Raw genomic sequence first — 18,906 nt, 5'->3', positions numbered from 1 at the left:
GCGGCGCTCACCAGCCCGCGATCAGGCCCGGGATGTCGGCCAGGTCGTGCGCGACGGCGTCCGGCTCGACGTCCGTCGGCACCTGCTGGGCGGCCGGGATGTCGCTGTGCGGCACGAACACGGTGCGCATCCCCGCCCGGTGCGCGCCGGTCACGTCGTCGTACGGGCGGTCGCCGACGTACACGGCCCGCGACGGGTCGGAGACACCGAGCGCGTCCAGTGCGGCCCGGAACGCCTCGGGGTGCGGCTTCGTCCAGGCCAGGTCGCTGCTCCACACGCGGGCGTCGAACGCGTCGAGCACGCCGTCGCGGCGCAGCCAGTCCTCGTGCCAGTCGCCGGGCCACATCGTCGACGACAGCACGCCGAGCCGCATCCCACGTCCGCGCAACGCCTCCAGCGTCGGACCCGCCTCCGGGCGGGTGTGCGTGGTGGCCGTCCAGTAGTCCCGGTAGGCATCGAGGCCGGCGTGGTGGCCGTCGGTCCGGGTGTCCACGCCCACGGCGGTGAACACGTCGCCGATGCCGAACGCTTGCGCGGTGTCCTTGACCCGCATCCAGTGCGCGAAGTCGGCGTCGACGAGCGTCGCCGCGAGCGCGGCGGCCCGCTCGGGATCGTCGGGATGCACTGCCTCGGTGTACCGGCTCCAGCCGACCCTCGGGTCCATCGCCGTCCAGGGCGTCAGCGTGCCGCCCCAGTCGAATACGACGGCGTCGATGCTCGTTCCGGATGCGCTCCTCGCGGCGCCGGTCACGCCGTCACCCGGCGTCGCACCGTGGCGATCCGGACATCGTCGTCACGGCGCTCCAGCGTCACCTGCACCGCGCGCTCGGCGAGCCGCTCGGCCACCCCGGTGCCCCACTCGATGGCGACGACGGCGCCGTCCAGATCCGTGTCCAGGTCCAGGTCGTCCAGCTCGGCGGTGACGTCCGACCCGGTCCGCCCGTCGCCGAGTCCGAGCCGGTAGGCGTCGACGTGCACGAGCGCCGGGCCGTCCCCGGACGGCGGATGCTCGCGGGCCAGCACGAACGTCGGCGACGCGACCTGGCCGATCACACCCAGCCCGCGGGCGAGCCCGCGGACCAGCGCCGTCTTCCCCGCACCCAGCGGACCGGCCAGCAGCACGAGGTCACCGGCACGCAGCTCCGCACCGAGGCGCTCGCCGAGCCGCTCCGTGTCCCCCACGGTCGGCAGCTCGAGCTCGCCGTCCCAGATGTCACTGGTGTCGCCGCCCATCAGGCCCTCCGCCGCCGCGGCCGCCGCGGACGCTTCCCGTCGCCGCCCGGACGTTCGACGACGGGGTCCCCGTCCGCGGCAGGCGTCTCGTCGGCGGCGGGTGCCTTGCGGCCGCGCGGCAGCCGGAACCGGCCGCTGCGCGAGCGCTCCAGGCTGCGTTCGAGCAGGTCGGCGAGCTCGTCGTCGACCCGGTCCGCCTGCTCGAGCATCGGCATGTGCCCGACGCCGGGCAGCCGCACCAGCCGCGCCGTCGGCAGCGCGTCGGCGATCACCTCGCTGTGCCGGTACGGGATGATCCGGTCCGCGTCGCCCGCCAGCACGAGCACCTCGCAGCCGGACAGCCCGGGCAGTGCGGCGATCCGGTCGTGCGTGCCGAGCGTGTTCACGAAGTCGGTCAGCGCGCCGACCGCGTTGGAGTCGATCATCGTGTCGACCAGGTCCACCATCCGCGGGTCGACGCCGCGGTCGCCGTAGGCGAAGCGCTTCGTCACGGCCCAGATGACGTCCCCGAGCGCGCGGCGCCCGGTCTCCACCAGCCCCGGCTGCCAGGCCGCGAGCATCCCGAGCCCGCGGGTCAGCGGGTTGCGGTGGGACAGGAACGTGCCGGGCAGGCCGGACGAGGACATGTCCCCGGCCGACGTCGAGATCAGTGCCACGCCGGCGACCCGCTGGTGGAACAGGTCCGGGTGCTGCTCGGCGAGCGCCATCACGCTCATGCCACCCATCGAGTGCGAGACCAGCACCAGCGGTCCGTCCGGCGCCAGCGCGCGGATCACCGCGTCCAGGTCCTTGCCGAGCTGCTCGATCGTGCAGCTCTCCTGCGGGGCGCGCTCCGACCGGCCGTGGCTGCGCTGGTCGTAGAGCACCACCCGCACGCGGGGGTCGGCCAGCCCGGCCAGGAACGGCCGCTGCTCCTGCCAGGTCCGCCGGTCGAGCGCGAACCCGTGCACGAGCACGACGGTCAGCGCGGCCTTCTCGCCCTCCGGCGGCTCGATCTCCTCGGCGGCGATCCGGATCCCGTCGTCCGCGGTGACCGAGCACTCCTCGCCGGGCACCGGCGGGATCCGGGCGTGCTCGGACATCTCGGTGGCGAGGCTGCGGCGTTGCGTGGCGATGTGCCTGCGCTGCGCGGCCACCCCGACCCCGGCTGCCGCACCCGCGGCACCGACGATGCCGCCGACGATGCCCGCGGTCTGCCAACCCCTGCGACTCATGCCCTCGCTCCCCCCGGAACCGCCGCCCGGTCCGCCGTGTGCTCCCCGAGCACGGTCCGCCGGACCCGGCGGCCGTGCACCCCGGTGACGATCTCGTAGTGGATGGTGCCGATCTCGTCGGCCCACTCCCGGGCCGTGGGCCCGCCGCCCGCCCCGGTGCCGAACAGCTCGACCGTGTCCCCGGCGCGGACGTCGAGGTCGCCGCAGTCGACGACGACCTGGTCCATGCACACCCGCCCGACCACCGGGCGGATCTCGTCGTGCAGCCGTACCCGCATGCGGCCGCCGTTGTTCATCCGGCGCGGGACACCGTCGGCGTAGCCGAGCGGGACGAGCGCGAGGACGGCCGGCCCGGGTGACGTCCACTCGTGCCCGTAGGACACGCCGTGCCCGGCCGGGACCCGCTTGACCAGCGCCACCCGCCCGCGCAGCGTCATCGCGGGCCGCAGCGGGCTCACCTCGGGCTGCGCGATCGGGTCCAGCCCGTAGACGGCGATGCCCGGGCGCACCAGGTCGAGGTGCAGGTCCGGGCGGGTCATCGTGGCCGCGGAGTTCGCCAGGTGCCGGATCGGGTCGATCCCCCGATCACGCACGTGCCGGACCGCGTCGGCCAGCGCGGCGGCCTGGACGTCCTGCGTCGGGTGGGACGGCTCGTCGGCCTGCGCCAGGTGCGACCACACCCCGACGACCTCGGCCCGCCCGTCGGCCGCGGCCGCCACCGCGTCCTCCACCAGGCCTGGCCACTCGGCGGGCGGGGCGCCGTTGCGGCCGAGCCCGGTGTCCGCCTTCAGGTGCAGACGGGCCGGGCGCCCGGCGCGCGCGGCCCCGGCCAGCACGGCGGCGAGATGGTCCCGGGAGGACACCGACAGGTCCACACCCGCTGCGACGGCCGGCGCGAACTCCTCGTCCGGCACGTGCAGCCAGCACAGCACCGGCCCGGTGATCCCGGCGGCGCGCAGGTCGAGCGCCTCCTCCAGCGTCGCCACCCCGAGCCAACCGGCGCCCGCGGACAATGCGGCACGCCCGACGGCGGCGGCACCGTGGCCGTATCCGTCCGCCTTGACCACCGCCATCGTCGCGGCACCGGACGCCGCGGCGGCGCCGGACAGCAGTCCGACGTTGTGCCGGACGGCGTCGAGGTCGACGACCGCCTCGGCGCGCGGCCCGGGTGATCCCGGTTCTGATTCGGGCACGGCGGCATCATCGCATCCGACCCCGACGGTTTCCGCGCGCACGGGACGTGAGGAAGATCGTCAGCGGACCGTTCCGGTGGCGAACCAGGCGCGGGCGTCGAGCGGGAACGGCCCGTCCGGCACCAGCTCGCGGCAGGCGTCGCGCACCGCGGCCCGGCCGTCGGCGGGCATCGCGGCCAGGTACGACCCCGCCGGACCGACGCCGTAGGTGAACGGTTCCCAGAAGTCGTCGAACCCGGTGTAGTGCGCGGTCGCGGTGAGCGAACCGGCCGTGACGTCGTCCAGTCCGGCGGTCGTGAACCGCCGGGCGATGTCGCCCTCCGCGGTGCCGACCATCGCCGTCTCGCCCTCGGCGTCCGGAACGACCGTGCGCACGGCCCGCCAGAACGTGTCGAGCATGGTCATGCCGCCGGTCGCGATGTCCCACATGCACGCCGCGACCGTGCCACCGGGACGCGTGACCCGCGCCATCTCGCGCACGCCACGGTCGGCGTCCCGCATGAACCCGATGACCAGGCAGGACAGTGCCGCGTCGAACCCGTCGTCGGGCCACGGGAGATGCTCGGCGACGCCCTCGCGGACGTCGGCGCCCGGGTTGCGGTCCCGGCACGCGGCGGCGAACTGCGGGGCCGGGTCGATCGCCGCGACCCGCCCGGCACCGACCCGCTCCGCGAGCACGTCCGTCAGCGCGCCCGGTCCGCACCCGACGTCGACGACGCTCATCCCGGCGATCACTCCGGCGGCGTCCGCGAGCCGCGGCGCGAGCGACACGGCGAAGCGACCCATGTAACGGTCGTACTTCTCGGCGGGCGCTCCGAACTGCATGGGACTCACCCAACTCCCGGTCGGGGACGCGTCAAGAGCCCATCCGGCCCCCGGTACGTGGACGAACGCTCCTCTCGCGCGGTACGGCCGGGCGAGCGCTCCGCTCGGGCGGTACGGCGAGGGATCAGCTCAACGCGGCGCGCACGGCGCGGAGAGCCTCCGGGACGGCGGCCTGCAACCGCGATGCGGGCGCCGGGACGGGAGGCAGCCCGTGCTCGCGCGCGGCCGCCGTCGCAGCCCTGGCGTGGACGAACGTGGCGCACCCGGCCGCCCACCACGGCTCCAGACCGGCCGCGAGCAGCGCACCGGTCATGCCGGTGAGCACGTCGCCGGACCCGGCGGTCGCCGCCCAGGCGTCCGCGGCCGGGTCGATCAGCGTCCGCCCGTCCGGGTCCGCGACGACGGTCGCGTTGCCCTTGAGCAGCACCGTCACGCCCAGGTCGGCGGCCGCGCGGCGGGTGGCCTCGACCCGGTCGGCGCCGACGTCACCGGCGATCCGCGCGAACTCCCCGGCGTGCGGGGTGAGCACGATCGGACGTCCGTGTATCCGCTCCCGCAGGTCCGCGTGCTGGGCCAGCAGCGTGATCCCGTCCGCGTCGATGCACAGCGGCACGTCCCGGTCGAGCACGGCCTCCAGCGCCGCCCGGCCGTGCGACCCGGTGCCGATGCCCGGTCCGACCGCCCACGCCTGCGTGCGCCCGGCGTCGGTGATGTCGCCGGTCGCCACGATCTCCGGCCAGTGCCGCCGCACCTCGTCGGCGGCCGACCCGGCGAACCGGACCATGCCGGACGTGGACAGCGCGGCCGCACCGGCCGCCAGCACGGCCGCACCGGGGTAGGTCGCCGATCCGGCCGCGATCCCGACGACGCCCTGGGTGTACTTGTCGTCCGACGGCCCCGGCACCGGCCAGCGGTCGGCCACGTCGGCGTCGCGCAGCAGCCGCGCGTGCGGCTCCGGCAGGAACGGACCGAGCCCGAAGTCGACGAGCCGCACCGGCCCGCACAGCGGAGCCGCCAGCGCGTGCACCGGCTTGCGCGCCCCGAACGTGACGGTGACCGCGGCCCGCACGCACGGCCCGTCGGTCTCGCCGGTGTCCGCGCCGACACCGCTCGGCAGGTCGCAGGCGACGATCGGCACCCCGGAGGACTCGGCGGCGGCCACCAGCGCGGGTGCCGGGTCGCGCAGGCCGGGTGTGCCGGAGATGCCGACGATGCCGTCGATCACCACGTCAGCACGGGCCACGGCATCGACCGCGGCCGGAGCGGTGCCGACGAGGACCCGCCCGCGCGCCCGTCGGAACGCCGACAGCCCGGCCGGGTGCGCACGGTCCGGCGTCAGCAGTACGGCGGTGACGGCCGCCCCGCGACGTCGCAGCTCCACACCGGCCCACAGCGCGTCGCCCCCGTTGTCCCCGGCGCCGACGAGCAGCGTCACCCGCCGGCCGTACGCGCCGCCGAGCCGGTCGATCACGTGCGCGGCCAGCCCGTAGGCCGCCCGGCGCATCAGTACGCCTTCGGCGACCGTCTCCATCATCGCGCCCTCTGCGGCGCGGATCTGGTCGGCGGTGTAGACCCCGTCCATCACTCCACCGTGACGGACTTCGCCAGGTTCCGCGGCTTGTCGACGTCGTAGCCGCGGGCGCGGGCGATCTCGGCCGCGATCACCTGCAGCGGCACGGTCGCCACCAGCGGCTGCAGCAGCGTCGGTACCTGCGGCAGCTCGAACAGGTGGTCGGCGAACGGCTTGACCGTCTCGTCGCCGGTCTCGGCGATCACCACGGTCCGGGCGCCGCGTGCCTTGACCTCCTGGATGTTGGACAGCAGCTTCGAGTGCAGCACGGCCCGTCCGCGCGGCGACGGCATCACCACGACGACCGGCAGCCCGTCCTCGATCAGCGCGATCGGCCCGTGCTTGAGCTCACCGGCGGCGAACGCCTCGGCGTGCATGTAGGCGAGTTCCTTGAGCTTGAGCGCGCCCTCCAGCGCCACCGGGAACCCGACGTGGCGGCCCAGGAACAGCACGGCCTTCGACGGCGCCAGCTCCTGCCCCAGCGCACGCGCCGCTCCGAGCGACTCGAGAACTTCCTCGACGGCCTGCGGGACGGCTTCGAGCTGCTCGAACTCGCGCACGACCTCGTCCGGGTACTTCGTGCCGCGGGCCTGCGCGAGCGCGAGGCCGACCAGGTAGTTCGCCGCGACCTGGGCGGTGAACGTCTTCGTCGCCGCGACCCCGATCTCCGGCCCGGCATGGGTGTAGATCACCGCGTCGGACTCGCGCGGGATCTGCGCCCCGTTCGTGTTGCAGATCGCGAGCACGCGGGCCTTCTGCTCCTTCGCGTGCCGCAGCGCCTCCAGGGTGTCCGCCGTCTCGCCCGACTGGGAGATCGCGACGACGAGCGTCGATCGGTCCAGCACCGGGTCCCGGTAGCGGAACTCGCTGGCCAGCTCGATCTCGACGGGCAACCGCGTCCAGTGCTCGATCGCGTACTTCGCGAGCAGCCCGGAGTGGTACGCCGTGCCGCAGGCGACGACGAACACCTTGTCCACGTCGCGCAGGTCCTGGTCGGACAGGCGCTGCTCGTCGAGCACGATCCGGCCCTCGACCAGGTGACCGCGCAACGTGTCCGCGATCGCGGACGGCTGCTCCTCGATCTCCTTGAGCATGAAGTAGTCGTGGCCGCCCTTCTCGGCGGCGGCCAGGTCCCAGGTGACCCGGAACGGCGAGACCTCGACCGGGTCCCCGTGGAAGTCGGTGGCGTCGAACCCGTCGCGGGTGATCGTCACGACCTGGTCCTGCCCGAGCTCGACGGCGTCGCGCGTGAACTCGATGAACGCCGCGACGTCCGAGGCCAGGAACGTCTCGCCGTCTCCGATGCCGAGCACGAGCGGCGAGTTGCGCCGGGCCGCGACGATCCGGTCCGGCTCGTCGGCGTGCGTCACGACGAGCGTGAACGCGCCCTCCAGCCGTCGAGCCACGGCCCGGACGCTGGCCGGCAGATCACCCTTCGTCTCACCGTCCCCGAGTTCTCCGGTGTACGCGAGGGAGACCAGGTGCGCCGCCGTCTCGGTGTCGGTGTCCGACTCGGCCCAGATCCCACGGGCCTCGAGCTCGGCGCGCAGCGGCAGGTAGTTCTCGATGATCCCGTTGTGCACGACCGCGACGTCCCCGGACGCGCTGCGGTGCGGGTGGGCGTTGCGGTCGGTCGGCGGGCCGTGCGTCGCCCAGCGCGTGTGGCCGATGCCGGACGTGCCGGTGAAACGGTCCCGGCCGACGTCGTCGAGCTGCTTCTCGAGGTTCGCCAGCGCCCCCGCCTTGCGCTCGACGAGCAGCGACCCGTCCAGTGGGAGTGCGACACCCGCGGAGTCGTATCCCCGGTACTCGAGGCGGCGCAGACCTGCCAGGACCACGTCGAGTGCGCTCCGGTGCCCGACGTAACCGACGATGCCACACATGGGTGTCAGGGTAGGACGGGCGAGATCACCGGATTCCACCGCTCCGAGGCGAGCCGTGAACGGCGCGGCGTCACCGACGACGGTACGGTGCCGCACGTGAGTCGGACCAGCACGTTCATCCGTCCCCCGGCGATGAAGGGGGCCAAGGACGCCCTCGGTGTGCTGTCCCGGCCCGGGCCGCACGAGGTCCGCCACGGCGACCTCGGCCTCGTCGGGATCCCGGGGATCATCTACACGCCGGTCGCCGGTCTCGGCCTGCCGGCCGTGGTGCTCGCGCACGACTGGCTGCAGCCGGTCCGCCGGTACGTCGAGCTGCTGCGGCACCTCGCGTCCTGGGGCATCGTCGCGGCCGCCCCTGACACCCAGGGCAGCCCCGTGCCCAGCATCAGCCGCTTCTCCACGGACCTTCTGACCACGCTCGACGTGTGCGTCGGCGTCCGGCTCGGCGACGGGCGGATCAGCGTCGACTCGCGGCGCACGGCGCTGGCCGGGCACGGGATCGGCGGTGGGACGGCGCTGCTGGCCGCGTCCCGGCGCGAGCGCCTCGGCGCGGTCGTGACGCTGGCGCCCGCCGAGGTCCGGCCGTCCGCGATCGAGGCGGCGCGCTCGGTGACGGCCCCGACGCTGCACCTGGCCGCCGAGGTCGACTCGATGGCCCCGGCCGCCGGGCACGCTCAGAAGATGGCCGAGGCCGCTGGCGGGCCGGTCCAGCTCCGGACGCTGGCCAAGGCCGGGCACCTCGGGTTCTGCGAGGGTCTGCACTGGACCGGGATGCTGACCGGCGACAAGGCGCAGCCGAAGGTCCGCAAGCTGACCCGCGCGCTGGTCACGGCGTACCTGCTGGACCAGCTCATGGACGAGAGCCGCGTCCGGTCGCTGACCGAGGGCGACGTGAAGGGCGCCCCGCTCGTCGACCTCACCGCCGAGGAGGACGAGGAGGCCGCTGCCGAGAGGCGCGACCCGCTCAAGATCCTCGGGCCGGCCTGACCCGCTACGGCGGCGGCAGGGTCGGGACGACCACACCTCGACGGCCGGTGGTCCGCGTCCCGGTCTGAGCCCCGAGCAGTACGCCGACGGGCCCGTCGGCCGTTCCAGGGTCGGTCACGCCGGTCGTGCCGCGATCGGTCGCGGCGCCCCGCGCGCGGTCAGTCGCGTCGCCCGCTCCGCGGAGTGGCGCGTCCGCCACGCCACGGTCGGTCGCATCGGCCTCGCCGCGGTCGGTCGCATCGGCCCCGCCGCGGTCGATCGCGTCGGCCCGGTCGAACAGGTCCGTCGCCAGGTCGTCGAGGTCGTGACCGACCCGCCGCAGGCGCTCGGCCCAGCTCCGGCCGGTCATGTCGCTCCACGCCTCGGCCAGACGTGCGACGACGTCCGCGGTCGCCCCGGCGGCGTCGTCCAGCACGCGACCGCGGCGGCGCAGGTCGTCCGGTGTCGGCCCGATCACCGGAACCGCTCCGCCGCGTCCCGGTCGGCGTCCCGCGCCCGCCTCGCCGCGTCCTCGGCCGCGTCCGCGAACGCGAGGAGGTCGACCGCCGCACCGCCGTCGGCCACTCCGGCGAGATCCTCGACGATCCGCCGGGCACGACGAGCCAGGTGTTCGACGACGTCGGGGTCGATCTGCAGGTCGGCTTCCATTCGATCAGGATGAGCCGCCACGCACCCGGACCGGGGCGGAACGCCGGGATCCGGTCACGATCGCACTCACGCATGCGATCGCCACCCGGCTGTCCGGACGACCGGGTCGGCGCCGGTCGAGCCCCCGGGACCGGCCGGGCGTCACCTCCTGGTCGTCACGACAGCCGGAACGTTCCACTCGACCCGTATCCACGATCGAGAGGCGCGTTCCGGTCGTCGCGACCGCCGGAACGTTCCACTCGATCCGCGTCGGCCGTCGAGCGCCACGTTCCGGTGGTCCGTCAGGACGCGCGCCGCGCCGCCGTTCGACGCCGGCACGGCCCTCAAGGGACCGGACACCGGTCGGGCGAGCGGCGGCCGGCCGGACCGGCGGCCCCTCAGCGCACCGCGGCGACGACCTCGGCCAGGCGGGAGGCGGTGGACTGCGCGTCCTCCGGCGTCGGGGCCTCGACCATCACGCGCACGAGCTCCTCGGTGCCGGACGGCCGGAGCAGCACACGTCCCGTCTCACCCAGCTCGGCCTCGGCCTTCGCCACGGCCTCCGCGACGGCGTCCGACGCGGACACGGCGGCCTTGTCGGTCACCCGCACGTTCTGCAGCACCTGCGGGAGCGGCGACACGATCCCGGCCAGCTCGGCCAGCGACGAACCGGTCCGCGACATCCGGGACATCAGGCTCAGTGCCGTCAGCAGACCGTCCCCCGTGGTGGCCCTGCCCGGCAGCACGACGTGCCCGGACTGCTCGCCACCCAGCGAGAACCCGCCCTCGCGCAGGCGCTCCAGCACGTAGCGATCGCCGACCTGGGTCGTGGTGACGGCGATCCCGGCGTCCCGCATGGCCAGGTGCAGGGCCAGGTTGCTCATCACGGTCGTGACGAGCGTGTCGTCCGTGAGCTGCCCGTCGGCGTGCATGCCGACCGCGAGCACGGCCATGATCTGGTCGCCGTCCACGACCTGCCCCGCCGCGTCCACGGCCAGGCAGCGGTCGGCGTCGCCGTCGTGCGCGATCCCGAGGTCCGCGCCGTGCTCGACCACCGCACGCTGCAGGACGGCCAGGTGCGTCGACCCGACGCCGTCGTTGATGTTCAGACCGTCCGGCTCCGCCGCGATCGCGACGACGTCGGCGCCGGCCCTGCGGTACGCCTCCGGGGCGACGGCGGACGCCGCACCGTGCGCGCAGTCGACGACCACGCGCACGCCGCGCAGCGGCTCGGGGAGCGACGCGAGCAGGTGCTCGACGTAGCGCTCGGCGCCGTCGGTGCTGTCGTGCACCCGGCCGACCGCGGCACCGGTCGGACGCTCCGGAACGGGCGTCTCGAGGGCGCGCTCGATCTCCGCCTCGCGCTCGTCGGGCAGCTTGTGGCCACCCGCGGCGAACAGTTTGATGCCGTTGTCCGGCATCGGGTTGTGCGAGGCGGAGATCATCACACCGAAGTCGGCATCGAGTTCGCCGACCAGGTGCGCGACGGCCGGGGTCGGCAGCACACCGACCCGGACCGCGTCCGCACCCGCGGAGGTCAGCCCGGCCACCACGGCGGCCTCGAGCATCTCGCCGCTGGCGCGGGGGTCCCTGCCGACCACGGCGACCGGACGCGAGTCCGGCGTGCGGGCCAGCGTGCGTGCGGCCGCAGCACAGACGACGACGGCGAACTCCGGAGTGAGGAGTTCGCCGTTCGCCAGGCCGCGGACGCCGTCGGTTCCGAAGAGGCGACGCATCCGGGCCGCGGTCAGCGCTTGGAGTACTGGGGCGCCTTGCGGGCCTTCTTGAGCCCGTACTTCTTCCGCTCGACCGCGCGGTCGTCACGGGTGAGGAAGCCGGCCTTCTTGAGCGGCGGGCGGTCCTCGGAGTCCAGCTCGGCCAGCGCGCGGGCGATGGCCAGGCGCAGCGCACCGGCCTGCCCGGACGTGCCACCGCCGTGCAGGTTGGCGTGGATGTCGAAGCGCTCGGTCTTCTCCACCGTGGTCAGCGGGTCCTTGACCAGCTGCTGGTGCAGCTTGTTCGGGAAGTACTCGTCGAGCGCCTTCCCGTTCAGCGTGAAGTTGCCGGAGCCCGGAACCATGCGGATCCGGACGACGGCCTCCTTGCGGCGGCCGACCGTCTGCACCGGGCGGTCGCCGAGAACCGGCGCCTCGGCCGCGAACGCGTCGGCGTCGAAGTCGGACGCGTCGCCGATGCTGTAGTCGACGTCCGCGACCTCCTCACCGATCGTCTCGGTGAGCTCGCCTTCGGTGGCCTCGGCCTCGACGCCCTCGGTCTCGACGCCCTCGGTCTCGACGCCCTCGGTCTCGGCGGTGTAGGCGACCTCGTCCTGGCCGTCCTCGGGGCTCGTCACGGGCTGTCCCTCTTCGTTGCTCGGGGTGGTCACTGGCTGACCTGGTTGATCTCGAACGGCTGCGGGTTCTGCGCGCCGTGCGGGTGCGACGGCCCGGCGTAGACCTTCAGCTTCTTGGCCATGGCGCGGCCGAGGCGGTTCTTCGGGAGCATGCCCTTGACCGCCTTCTCGACCAGGCGGTCCGGCTGCTGGTCGATCATCTGGCCGACCGACTTCTGCCGCAGGCCGCCCGGGAAACCGGAGTGCCGGTAGACGAACTTGTCCTCGCGCTTGTTGCCGGACACGGCGACCTTCTCCGCGTTGATGATCACGACGAAGTCGCCGGTGTCGACGTGTGGCGCGAAGGTGGGCTTGTGCTTGCCGCGCAGCAGTGTGGCCGCGTGCGTGGCGAGCCGACCGAGCACCACGTCGTTGGCGTCGATCACGTGCCAGGCGCGGGTGATGTCGCCGGGCTTCGGGCTGTACGTGGGCACGGATCTACCTCGTCGTCGTTCTCACCGCGAGTCTGCTGGCACGCAGGCCCGAGCGGGTGTCACTGTGGTCACTGTCTGCGCGTGCGATCCGTGGTGGACGCCGACGACCTCAGTCGCGGGTCTCCACCTTCCGCACAACGAGAGTCAATCGTACCCGCCCGATTCGCAGGGGGTGACCCGGGTCCGCCCGGGCCACCCCGTGACGCTCCGGCGCCGCGGCTCAGGCTCCCCAGCGTGCCGCGTTCGCCTGCTCGGTGCTGCGGTAGTTGTCGTGCGCCGCACCGAGCGCGACGCCGATCCGGCCGAGGACGTCGGCGAGGTCGTTCGCCGACGTGTCCCACTTGCGCTGCGTCGCCTGGTACTGGACGGCGGCGTCGCCGGTCCACGTGGCGACCATCGGCGCGAGGTAGCGCTTCAGATCGTCGAGCTGGGTGCGGATCCGACCCGCCGTCGCCGCGACGTCCGCCTGCGCCGTGGACAGCGCACCGAACGTGACCTTGATCTCCGGACTGCTCATCGTCTTCTCCCTCAGCCCAGCGCCGACGCGATACCGGACATGGCCTGTGCCTGTTCCTGCTCGCGCTGCTCGTAGCTCACGCGGGAGCCCTGCAACGCGTCACCGATCGTGGCCAGCGCCTCGGCCAGCCCGCGCGCGTCGGTGTCCCAGCGCTGCATCAGCTGCGCGAACTGCAGCGACGCCTGCCCGGTCCACAACCCGGCCAGCGGCTCCAGCTTGCCGCGCAGGGCGGCCAGCTCGGCCTTCACCGACTCGTTCACCTGCCCGACGTGCTGGGCCGCCCGGGCCATCTCCTCGGTCGTCGTACCGAAACCGTCGGCCGTTCCGGCCATCGCGGTCACCCCGTCTCCTGGTGGCTGCGCCCGGTGCGTGACGACCGGACCCGCCGACGGTCGCAGTTGCGACGCCACCGCCGAGGCCGAACGGACGGATCGTTCGCGCTCGCGAACCGCCGTGCCGGCGGCGACAGGGCAGAGCGCGCCGAGATGCAGCTCAGCGGGGTTTGTCGATCTCCCCGGCCCTGGGAACCGCATCTCGGCAGGAGCCTCAACTTGGCGCGGTCCGCACGGATCCGACGACGTCGGCGCAGGCCCGCCCGATGTCCGGCACACGCGAGGGGCGGCGGCAGCCGACGACGAGCTCGTCGGTGCCGTCGAAGCGCACGAACCAGTCGACGACGGCGTCGGGTCCGGCCTGCTGGACGTAGCGCGTGACGGCGCGCCCGGCGACGGTGTCCGGACGGAGCTCCCCGAGACCGCCCTCGGCCCGGTGCGCCGCGGCCAGCTCGTCGCGGGCCCGGTCCGGCTCGGACGCCGAGTCGTAGCCGAGCGGACTGCGCTCGACCGAGATCAGCTCGACGCCGTCGGGGGCGGCGGTGCGCGTGAGGAGGGTGCGACGACGCTGCGGGTCACCTCCGGTGTGCTGCCATCCGGCGGGCAGGGTGATCGCGTAGCCGTACTGCACGAGCGTCCCCGACGGCGGCGGCGCGGGGTCCGCGGTGGCGCCCAGTGCCGTCCCGGTCCCGACGAGCAGGACACCGAGGACCGCGATCACGGGGAGCAGGCGACCGTTGCGCAGACGGGACGCCCGGACGGGCCCGGACGCGGTTCGGCGGGAGCCGCCGAACGAACCGGTCACGTCGGCGACACCCGCCCCGGCAGGCGCGTGGCCGGCCGCCCCGGACGGAGCATCCGCGGCTGCGGGACGGGCCACCCGGTAGTCGCCCCCTGGGCGGCCGAGCAGCTCCAGTGCACCGCGGACCGCGGCGAGCTCGGGCTCCGGCAGCACCCGCACCGGGACGTCGACACGCTCGTCGAGCATCTCGGCCGGCAGAGGCGTGCGGGCGAGGCCTCCGGCCACCACGACCTCGTCCACCCCGGCGGCCATGGACGGAACGTGCGCCAGCACCGCGTCGAACTCCGGGTGGAGCAGGGCGTCCACGGTGGACGCGTCGAGCGAGCCGAACCCCGGCACCTCGATCCGGTCGTCGGTCGAGAGCCTCTCCCGGGCCCGTCGTACGAGGTCGGCCGGGCATCCCGTCGCGGCGGCGACCACGGCGTCCAGCCGATCCCCGCCCACCGGGACCCGCACGGTGGACCGGACGCACCCGTCGTCGACGACGGTCAGCGTGGTCCCGGACCGACCGGCGTCGACGACCAGGAACCGGCCCGCCCGCCCGGCGAGCACCGCGACCGGCGCCGGAACCCACCGGACGTGCAGGCTCGGGACGGCCCCGTCACCGCCGGACCCGTCCACGGCCGGCGCGCCCGGCACGAGCCCGCCCACCGCCGGGCCGTCCGGGCCGTCCGGGCCGTCCGGGCCGTCCGGGCCGTCCGGGCCGTCCGGGCCGTCCGGGCCGTCCGGGCCGGAGCCGACCTCGACCGGGCCGGTGCCCGAACCACCCGGGACCCCGCCGTCCGGCGGACACACCACCACGATCGGTCCGGGCGACGGACCCACCAGCTGCTCCACCGCCGTCGCGACCGACGTCCCGGCCGGCAGCACCGCCACCGGCTCCGCACGGCCGTCCGGGCCGGGGACGACGAGACGCGTCGCGTCCGTACCCCGCTCGACGGCCGCCGCGGTCACGCCGGGTCCGGTTCCAGCCAGGCCAGTTGCACCCGCCTGCGCCCGCGGCGCCGGTCGACCAGGACCGACCGCCCCGGCGGCAGCGACGCCGGCTTCACGGACTCCACCAGCGCGCCCTCGTCGGGGCTCCCGTTGCCGACCAGACCGGGCGCGCCGAGCTCGCGCAGACGTCCGAGCACCGGGTCGAACAGCGCCCGTCCGGCACCGCCGCAGCGTCGCGCGACGACCACGTGCAGCCCGACGTCCTTCGCCTGCGGCAGGTACTCGGCGATGGCGAGGAGCGGGTGCGCGGTGGTGGAGCCGGGCGGGGCGACGAGGTCGTAGTCGTCGACGAGCAGCCACACGTCCGGGCCGCTCCACCAGGAGCGCTCGCGCAGCTGCCGGGGCGTCACGTCCGGGCCGGGCAGCCGCCGCCCGAGCGACCCGGCGATCTCCCCGGCCGCCTCGGTGGCGGCCGCGGCCGTGCTCGCGTAGCCGATCAGATGCGTGTCCGGGACGGCGCCGAGCAGCGTCCGTCGGGGATCGATCACGACGATCCGGGCCCGGTCGGGTGTGCGGGTCGCGCAGATGCCGTGCGCGACGGCCCGCAGCAGCGCCGTCTTGCCGGACTCGGCGTCGGCGAAGCAGAGCAGGTGCGGCTCGTCCGGGTCCAGCTCGACGGTCGCCAGCCGGTCCTCGTCGATCCCGATCGGGATGCCGCTCACCGGTGGCAGCTCGTCGAGCGCGATCCGGTCCGGCAGCAGGCGGACCGCGGGCATCCCCGGACCCGACCATCCACGCGCGACAGCGCGCAACGTCGCCGTCGCGTCTCCCGTGGACTGCAGGCGGGGCGCGGCCAGCACGGCGGGCTCGCCGTCCGGCGCGAGACCGTGGCCGGCGTGCGCGGGCACCGCGGCGGCCCGCTTGCGGTCCACCTCGGAGTCCGACGGCTCGCCGAGTCGGAGCTCGACGCGGCTGCCGAGCAGGTCCTTCACCGCGGAGCGGATCTCGGTCCACCGACCGGCCGTGACCGCGAGGTGAACCCCGTAGGCGAGCCCCTGCGCGGCGAGCGCGGTCAGGCTGTCCTCCAGGTCGCCGAACTCGGAGCGCAGCGTGAGGTAGCCGTCGAGCACGAACAGCAGGTCGGTCGCCGGCTCGTCCGCGAACTCGCCGGCCGCACGCCGGACGCGGAACTCGTCCACCGACCCGATCCCGGACTCGCGGAACAGCCGCTCGCGGCGGTCCAGTGCCGTCGCGGCCTCGGCGAGCGTGCGGCGCACCAGGTCCGGCTGCTGGCGGTCGGCGACGGTCCCGACGTGCGGCAGCGTCGAGAGTGGACCGAGCGTGCCGCCGCCGAAGTCCAGCACGTGCACGCCCAGCTCGTCCGGCGTGTGCGTGCAGGCCAGCGAGAGCACGACCGTCCGCATCGCCGTCGACTTCCCGGACCGCGGCCCGCCGACGACGGCGACGTGCCCGGCCGCCCCGGACAGGTCCAGTACCCAGGGGTCGCGACGCTGGTGGTACGGCCGGTCGACGAGCCCGATCGGCGCGCACAGCCGCCCGACCGGGCCGCCGGCCTGCAGCCCGCGCTCCCCGTCCGGCGCGACCGGACCGAGCAGCTCGTCCAACGGCGGCGGCTCGTCCAGCGGCGGCAGCCACACGCGGTGCGCACGCGGCCCCGGGCCGCGCAGCGACGCCACCACGAGGTCCAGCACCGACGTCGCCGGCTCTGTCTCCACATCGGACGGCGTGACGGCCCGTGCGGCCGGGACGGCGACGGCCGTCGCCGGGAACGGCAGCACCCGCGCCGGAACGCCCGGGGTGCGCGCGGCGCCGCGGGCCGGTGTCGCGGGTGGACCGGACACGTAGGCGGCGCGGAAGCGGACCAGCTCGTCGGTGCCCGCGGACAGGTAGGCGGCGCCGGGCGTCGGCGGCAGCTGGTGTGCGTCCGGCACCCCGAGCACAGCCCGCGACTCGGACGCGGAGAACGTGCGCAGCGCGATCCGGTAGGACAGGTGCGACTCCAGCCCGCGCAACCGGCCCTCGTCGAGACGCTGCGAGGCGAGCAGCAGGTGCAGTCCCAGCGACCGGCCGAGCCGCCCGACCGTGACCATCAGGTCGATCATCTCCGGGCGCTGCGCGAGCAGCTCGGAGAACTCGTCGACGACGATCAGCAGCGCGGGCAGCGGCACCAGGCCCGGACGGGCCCGGCGGGCGAGCTCGTAGTCGGACAGGTTCGCGACGTTGCCGGCCGCCCGCAGCAGCTCCTGGCGCCGGGTGATCTCGCCGGCGATCGCGTCGCCCATCCGGTCCACGAGCGTCAGCTCGTCGGCCAGGTTCGTGATCACGGCCGAGACGTGCGGGAGGTCGGCCACGCCGAGGAACGTCGCGCCGCCCTTGAAGTCGACCAGCACGAGGTTGAGCTCGTCGGCCGTGTGCGTGGCGGCCAGCCCGAGCACGAGCGTGCGCAGCAGCTCCGACTTGCCCGATCCCGTCGCGCCGATGCACAGCCCGTGCGGCCCGGAACCGCCCTGCGCGGACTCCTTGAGGTCGAGCAGGACCGGTCGCCCCGAGGAGTCCGTACCCAGCGGCACCCGCAGCAGGTCGGCCCGGCCACGGCGGTTCCGCAGCGCCGCCACCCGGTCCGGCGCCAGCCCGTCGAGGCCCAGCAGATCCGGGAGCCCCGACGGCCCGGCGGGGGCGTCCGCCACGGCCACCTGCCCGACCGGCCGGTAGCGCGCCAGGCGCCGTGCCAGCGCCCGGCACTCGGCGACCGAGAACGCGTCCGGACTCCCGAGCGTCGTACCTCCGTCCGGGCCGGGACGGACGAGACGGTCCGCACCGACGGCCAGCCGGACCACGGACGGCGCCGCGCGGTGCCCGGACGGCTCGCCGATCCGCAGCACGGTCACGCCCGGTACACCCGCCCACGCCCCGGCACCGCCGGACACGCCGTCCATCACGACGAGCAGGTGCCGCTCCGCCGCGACCGGCTCGCCCGTCCACCAGCGCCGCACCGTCTCCGGGTCGCCGGTCAGCATCCGAAGTGGACCGACGGCGTCGGTGAGCCTCGGGTGCGCGACGTGCGGCAGCCACTTCGCCCACTCCCATCCGGTGCCGGCCGAACCGGGCGCGACGACGGCGAGCTGCGCGTCGGCCGGGCTGTGCCACACCACGTACTGGGCCACGAGTGCCCTGGCGAGCGCGCGGGCCGCCGTCAGGTCCCCTGTGGAGTCCGGCTCGAGGCGCACCGTCGCGCTGGAGCGGGCGTCCACCGCGACGGGCAGGTCCGGCACCACCGACCAGCGGCGCAGGAACCGCCGCAACGCGAGCGCGGAGATCGGCTCCAGTCCCTCCACCGGACCCGTCTGCGGCGCCGTCAGCCTGCTCGCCAACCGCTGCGGACCACGGCCGACCCTGAGCTGGCCGAAGTCCGGATCGGACGGTCGTCGTTCCCACAGGCGTTCGGCGGCCAGGACGGCGGGCCACGCGGCCGGGTCCGGGTGCACGGTCTCCAGCACGCGCCGCTGCTCGTCGGCGACACCGCGGACCCGGGTGCCGAGCACGTCGAGGTAGCGCAGGTAGTCCCGCCGGTCCTCGTCCATCTGCGCGGTGCGCGCGCCTGCGCCCCGGCCGCCGCCCGAGGCGAGCATGCCCAGCGCCGACAGCGCGAACATGCCGCCGAACAGCCACGACGTCGGATCGTTCGGCCGCACCAGGACGAACGCGAGCGACCCGACGACCATCACCAGCGGCAGCAGCCGGTGCATCATCCCGGCGGGCACCATCCGCTCCGGTTCCGGCGGCGCCTCCAGCACCACCTCGCCGCCCGGCACCTGCGGCACGTTCCGCCGCGGCCTGCGCAGACCGACCGTGCTCGACATCGGCTCCTCGATCACCGGTTCTCCCGAACGCCCACGGTGGGCCGGGTGGTGTGCCGATACTGGCAGCCGCACTGGCCCGC

Annotated in this window: 17 protein-coding genes; 1 reads left to right on the top strand and 16 read right to left on the bottom strand. The window is 74.8% G+C overall.

The window, feature by feature from the left end; translation table 11 throughout:
* Positions 1–7: 7 nt before the first annotated feature.
* From EV378_RS21590 to glmS, 7 genes are all read right to left on the bottom strand, one after another.
* Complete coding sequence (locus EV378_RS21590; RefSeq protein ID WP_243653688.1) at positions 8–751, bottom strand: HAD family hydrolase; 744 nt, start codon at positions 749–751, stop codon at positions 8–10.
* Complete coding sequence (gene tsaE / locus EV378_RS21585; RefSeq protein WP_132429094.1) at positions 748–1,233, bottom strand: tRNA (adenosine(37)-N6)-threonylcarbamoyltransferase complex ATPase subunit type 1 TsaE; 486 nt, start codon at positions 1,231–1,233, stop codon at positions 748–750. Before tsaE ends, EV378_RS21590 begins: the two co-directional genes overlap by 4 nt.
* On the bottom strand, positions 1,233–2,447 hold the full coding sequence (locus EV378_RS21580) for an alpha/beta fold hydrolase (protein ID WP_132429092.1): 1,215 nt from the start codon (positions 2,445–2,447) through the stop codon (positions 1,233–1,235). The genes tsaE and EV378_RS21580 overlap by 1 nt, the downstream gene beginning before the upstream one ends.
* Entirely contained in the window at positions 2,444–3,640 is a 1,197-nt protein-coding gene (gene alr / locus EV378_RS21575) for an alanine racemase (protein WP_132429090.1), read from the bottom strand. The genes EV378_RS21580 and alr overlap by 4 nt, the downstream gene beginning before the upstream one ends.
* Positions 3,641–3,700: 60 nt before the next feature.
* Positions 3,701–4,465, bottom strand: a complete 765-nt coding sequence (locus EV378_RS21570) for a class I SAM-dependent methyltransferase (RefSeq protein ID WP_132432494.1) — start codon at positions 4,463–4,465, stop codon at positions 3,701–3,703.
* Between the two features lie 124 nt (positions 4,466–4,589).
* Complete coding sequence (locus EV378_RS21565) at positions 4,590–6,047, bottom strand: NAD(P)H-hydrate dehydratase (RefSeq protein WP_132429088.1); 1,458 nt, start codon at positions 6,045–6,047, stop codon at positions 4,590–4,592.
* Complete coding sequence (gene glmS, locus EV378_RS21560; protein WP_132429086.1) at positions 6,047–7,918, bottom strand: glutamine--fructose-6-phosphate transaminase (isomerizing); 1,872 nt, start codon at positions 7,916–7,918, stop codon at positions 6,047–6,049. The genes EV378_RS21565 and glmS overlap by 1 nt, the downstream gene beginning before the upstream one ends.
* 132 nt (positions 7,919–8,050) lie before the next feature.
* Between glmS and EV378_RS21555 the strand changes: the two genes are divergently transcribed.
* Complete coding sequence (locus EV378_RS21555; RefSeq protein WP_132432492.1) at positions 8,051–8,905, top strand: dienelactone hydrolase family protein; 855 nt, start codon at positions 8,051–8,053, stop codon at positions 8,903–8,905.
* Between the two features lie 4 nt (positions 8,906–8,909).
* Here EV378_RS21555 and EV378_RS21550 read toward each other — a convergent pair whose 3' ends face one another.
* The 9 genes from EV378_RS21550 to eccCa all read right to left on the bottom strand — a co-directional run bounded on the left by EV378_RS21550 (position 8,910) and on the right by eccCa (position 18,826).
* The gene (locus EV378_RS21550; RefSeq protein WP_132429084.1) at positions 8,910–9,362 is read right to left on the bottom strand and encodes a hypothetical protein; all 453 of its coding nucleotides are present in this window, start codon (positions 9,360–9,362) and stop codon (positions 8,910–8,912) included.
* The gene (locus EV378_RS21545) at positions 9,359–9,553 is read right to left on the bottom strand and encodes a hypothetical protein (RefSeq protein ID WP_132429082.1); all 195 of its coding nucleotides are present in this window, start codon (positions 9,551–9,553) and stop codon (positions 9,359–9,361) included. Before EV378_RS21545 ends, EV378_RS21550 begins: the two co-directional genes overlap by 4 nt.
* A gap of 377 nt (positions 9,554–9,930) precedes the next feature.
* The gene (gene glmM / locus EV378_RS21540; protein ID WP_132429080.1) at positions 9,931–11,268 is read right to left on the bottom strand and encodes a phosphoglucosamine mutase; all 1,338 of its coding nucleotides are present in this window, start codon (positions 11,266–11,268) and stop codon (positions 9,931–9,933) included.
* Positions 11,269–11,279: 11 nt separating this feature from the next.
* Positions 11,280–11,885, bottom strand: coding sequence for a 30S ribosomal protein S9 (gene rpsI / locus EV378_RS36430; protein ID WP_243653687.1), 606 nt, complete (start codon positions 11,883–11,885; stop codon positions 11,280–11,282).
* A gap of 29 nt (positions 11,886–11,914) precedes the next feature.
* Positions 11,915–12,358 (bottom strand): 50S ribosomal protein L13, encoded by a 444-nt coding sequence (gene rplM / locus EV378_RS21530; protein WP_132429078.1) that lies wholly within the window; start codon positions 12,356–12,358, stop codon positions 11,915–11,917.
* 220 nt (positions 12,359–12,578) lie between these two features.
* A complete protein-coding gene (locus tag EV378_RS21525; RefSeq protein WP_132429076.1) occupies positions 12,579–12,875 on the bottom strand; it encodes a WXG100 family type VII secretion target in 297 nt (98 codons plus the stop codon).
* An 11-nt stretch (positions 12,876–12,886) separates the two neighbouring features.
* Positions 12,887–13,207: a WXG100 family type VII secretion target gene (locus EV378_RS35445; RefSeq protein WP_243653946.1), complete on the bottom strand. Its 321-nt coding sequence runs from the start codon at positions 13,205–13,207 to the stop codon at positions 12,887–12,889.
* 214 nt (positions 13,208–13,421) lie between these two features.
* The gene (locus EV378_RS36805) at positions 13,422–14,963 is read right to left on the bottom strand and encodes a type VII secretion-associated protein (RefSeq protein ID WP_165922413.1); all 1,542 of its coding nucleotides are present in this window, start codon (positions 14,961–14,963) and stop codon (positions 13,422–13,424) included.
* On the bottom strand, positions 14,960–18,826 hold the full coding sequence (gene eccCa / locus EV378_RS21505) for a type VII secretion protein EccCa (RefSeq protein ID WP_132429068.1): 3,867 nt from the start codon (positions 18,824–18,826) through the stop codon (positions 14,960–14,962). The genes EV378_RS36805 and eccCa overlap by 4 nt, the downstream gene beginning before the upstream one ends.
* Between the last annotated feature and the right edge of the window lie 80 nt (positions 18,827–18,906).

Origin of the sequence: Pseudonocardia endophytica (assembly GCF_004339565.1) — a bacterium.
Taxonomy (GTDB): Bacteria; Actinomycetota; Actinomycetes; order Mycobacteriales; family Pseudonocardiaceae; genus Pseudonocardia; species Pseudonocardia endophytica.
This window is presented reverse-complemented; position numbering and strand designations above follow the sequence as displayed.

Coding starts and splice junctions, on each gene's coding strand:
- tsaE (WP_132429094.1), bottom strand. CDS start 1,233: ATGGGCGGCGACACCAGTGACATCTGGGACGGCGAGCTCGAGCTGCCG.
- EV378_RS21580 (WP_132429092.1), bottom strand. CDS start 2,447: ATGAGTCGCAGGGGTTGGCAGACCGCGGGCATCGTCGGCGGCATCGTC.
- EV378_RS21570 (WP_132432494.1), bottom strand. CDS start 4,465: ATGCAGTTCGGAGCGCCCGCCGAGAAGTACGACCGTTACATGGGTCGC.
- EV378_RS21565 (WP_132429088.1), bottom strand. CDS start 6,047: ATGGACGGGGTCTACACCGCCGACCAGATCCGCGCCGCAGAGGGCGCG.
- glmS (WP_132429086.1), bottom strand. CDS start 7,918: ATGTGTGGCATCGTCGGTTACGTCGGGCACCGGAGCGCACTCGACGTG.
- EV378_RS21555 (WP_132432492.1), top strand. CDS start 8,051: ATGAAGGGGGCCAAGGACGCCCTCGGTGTGCTGTCCCGGCCCGGGCCG.
- EV378_RS21545 (WP_132429082.1), bottom strand. CDS start 9,553: ATGGAAGCCGACCTGCAGATCGACCCCGACGTCGTCGAACACCTGGCT.
- glmM (WP_132429080.1), bottom strand. CDS start 11,268: ATGCGTCGCCTCTTCGGAACCGACGGCGTCCGCGGCCTGGCGAACGGC.
- EV378_RS21525 (WP_132429076.1), bottom strand. CDS start 12,875: ATGAGCAGTCCGGAGATCAAGGTCACGTTCGGTGCGCTGTCCACGGCG.
- EV378_RS35445 (WP_243653946.1), bottom strand. CDS start 13,207: ATGGCCGGAACGGCCGACGGTTTCGGTACGACGACCGAGGAGATGGCC.
- eccCa (WP_132429068.1), bottom strand. CDS start 18,826: ATGTCGAGCACGGTCGGTCTGCGCAGGCCGCGGCGGAACGTGCCGCAG.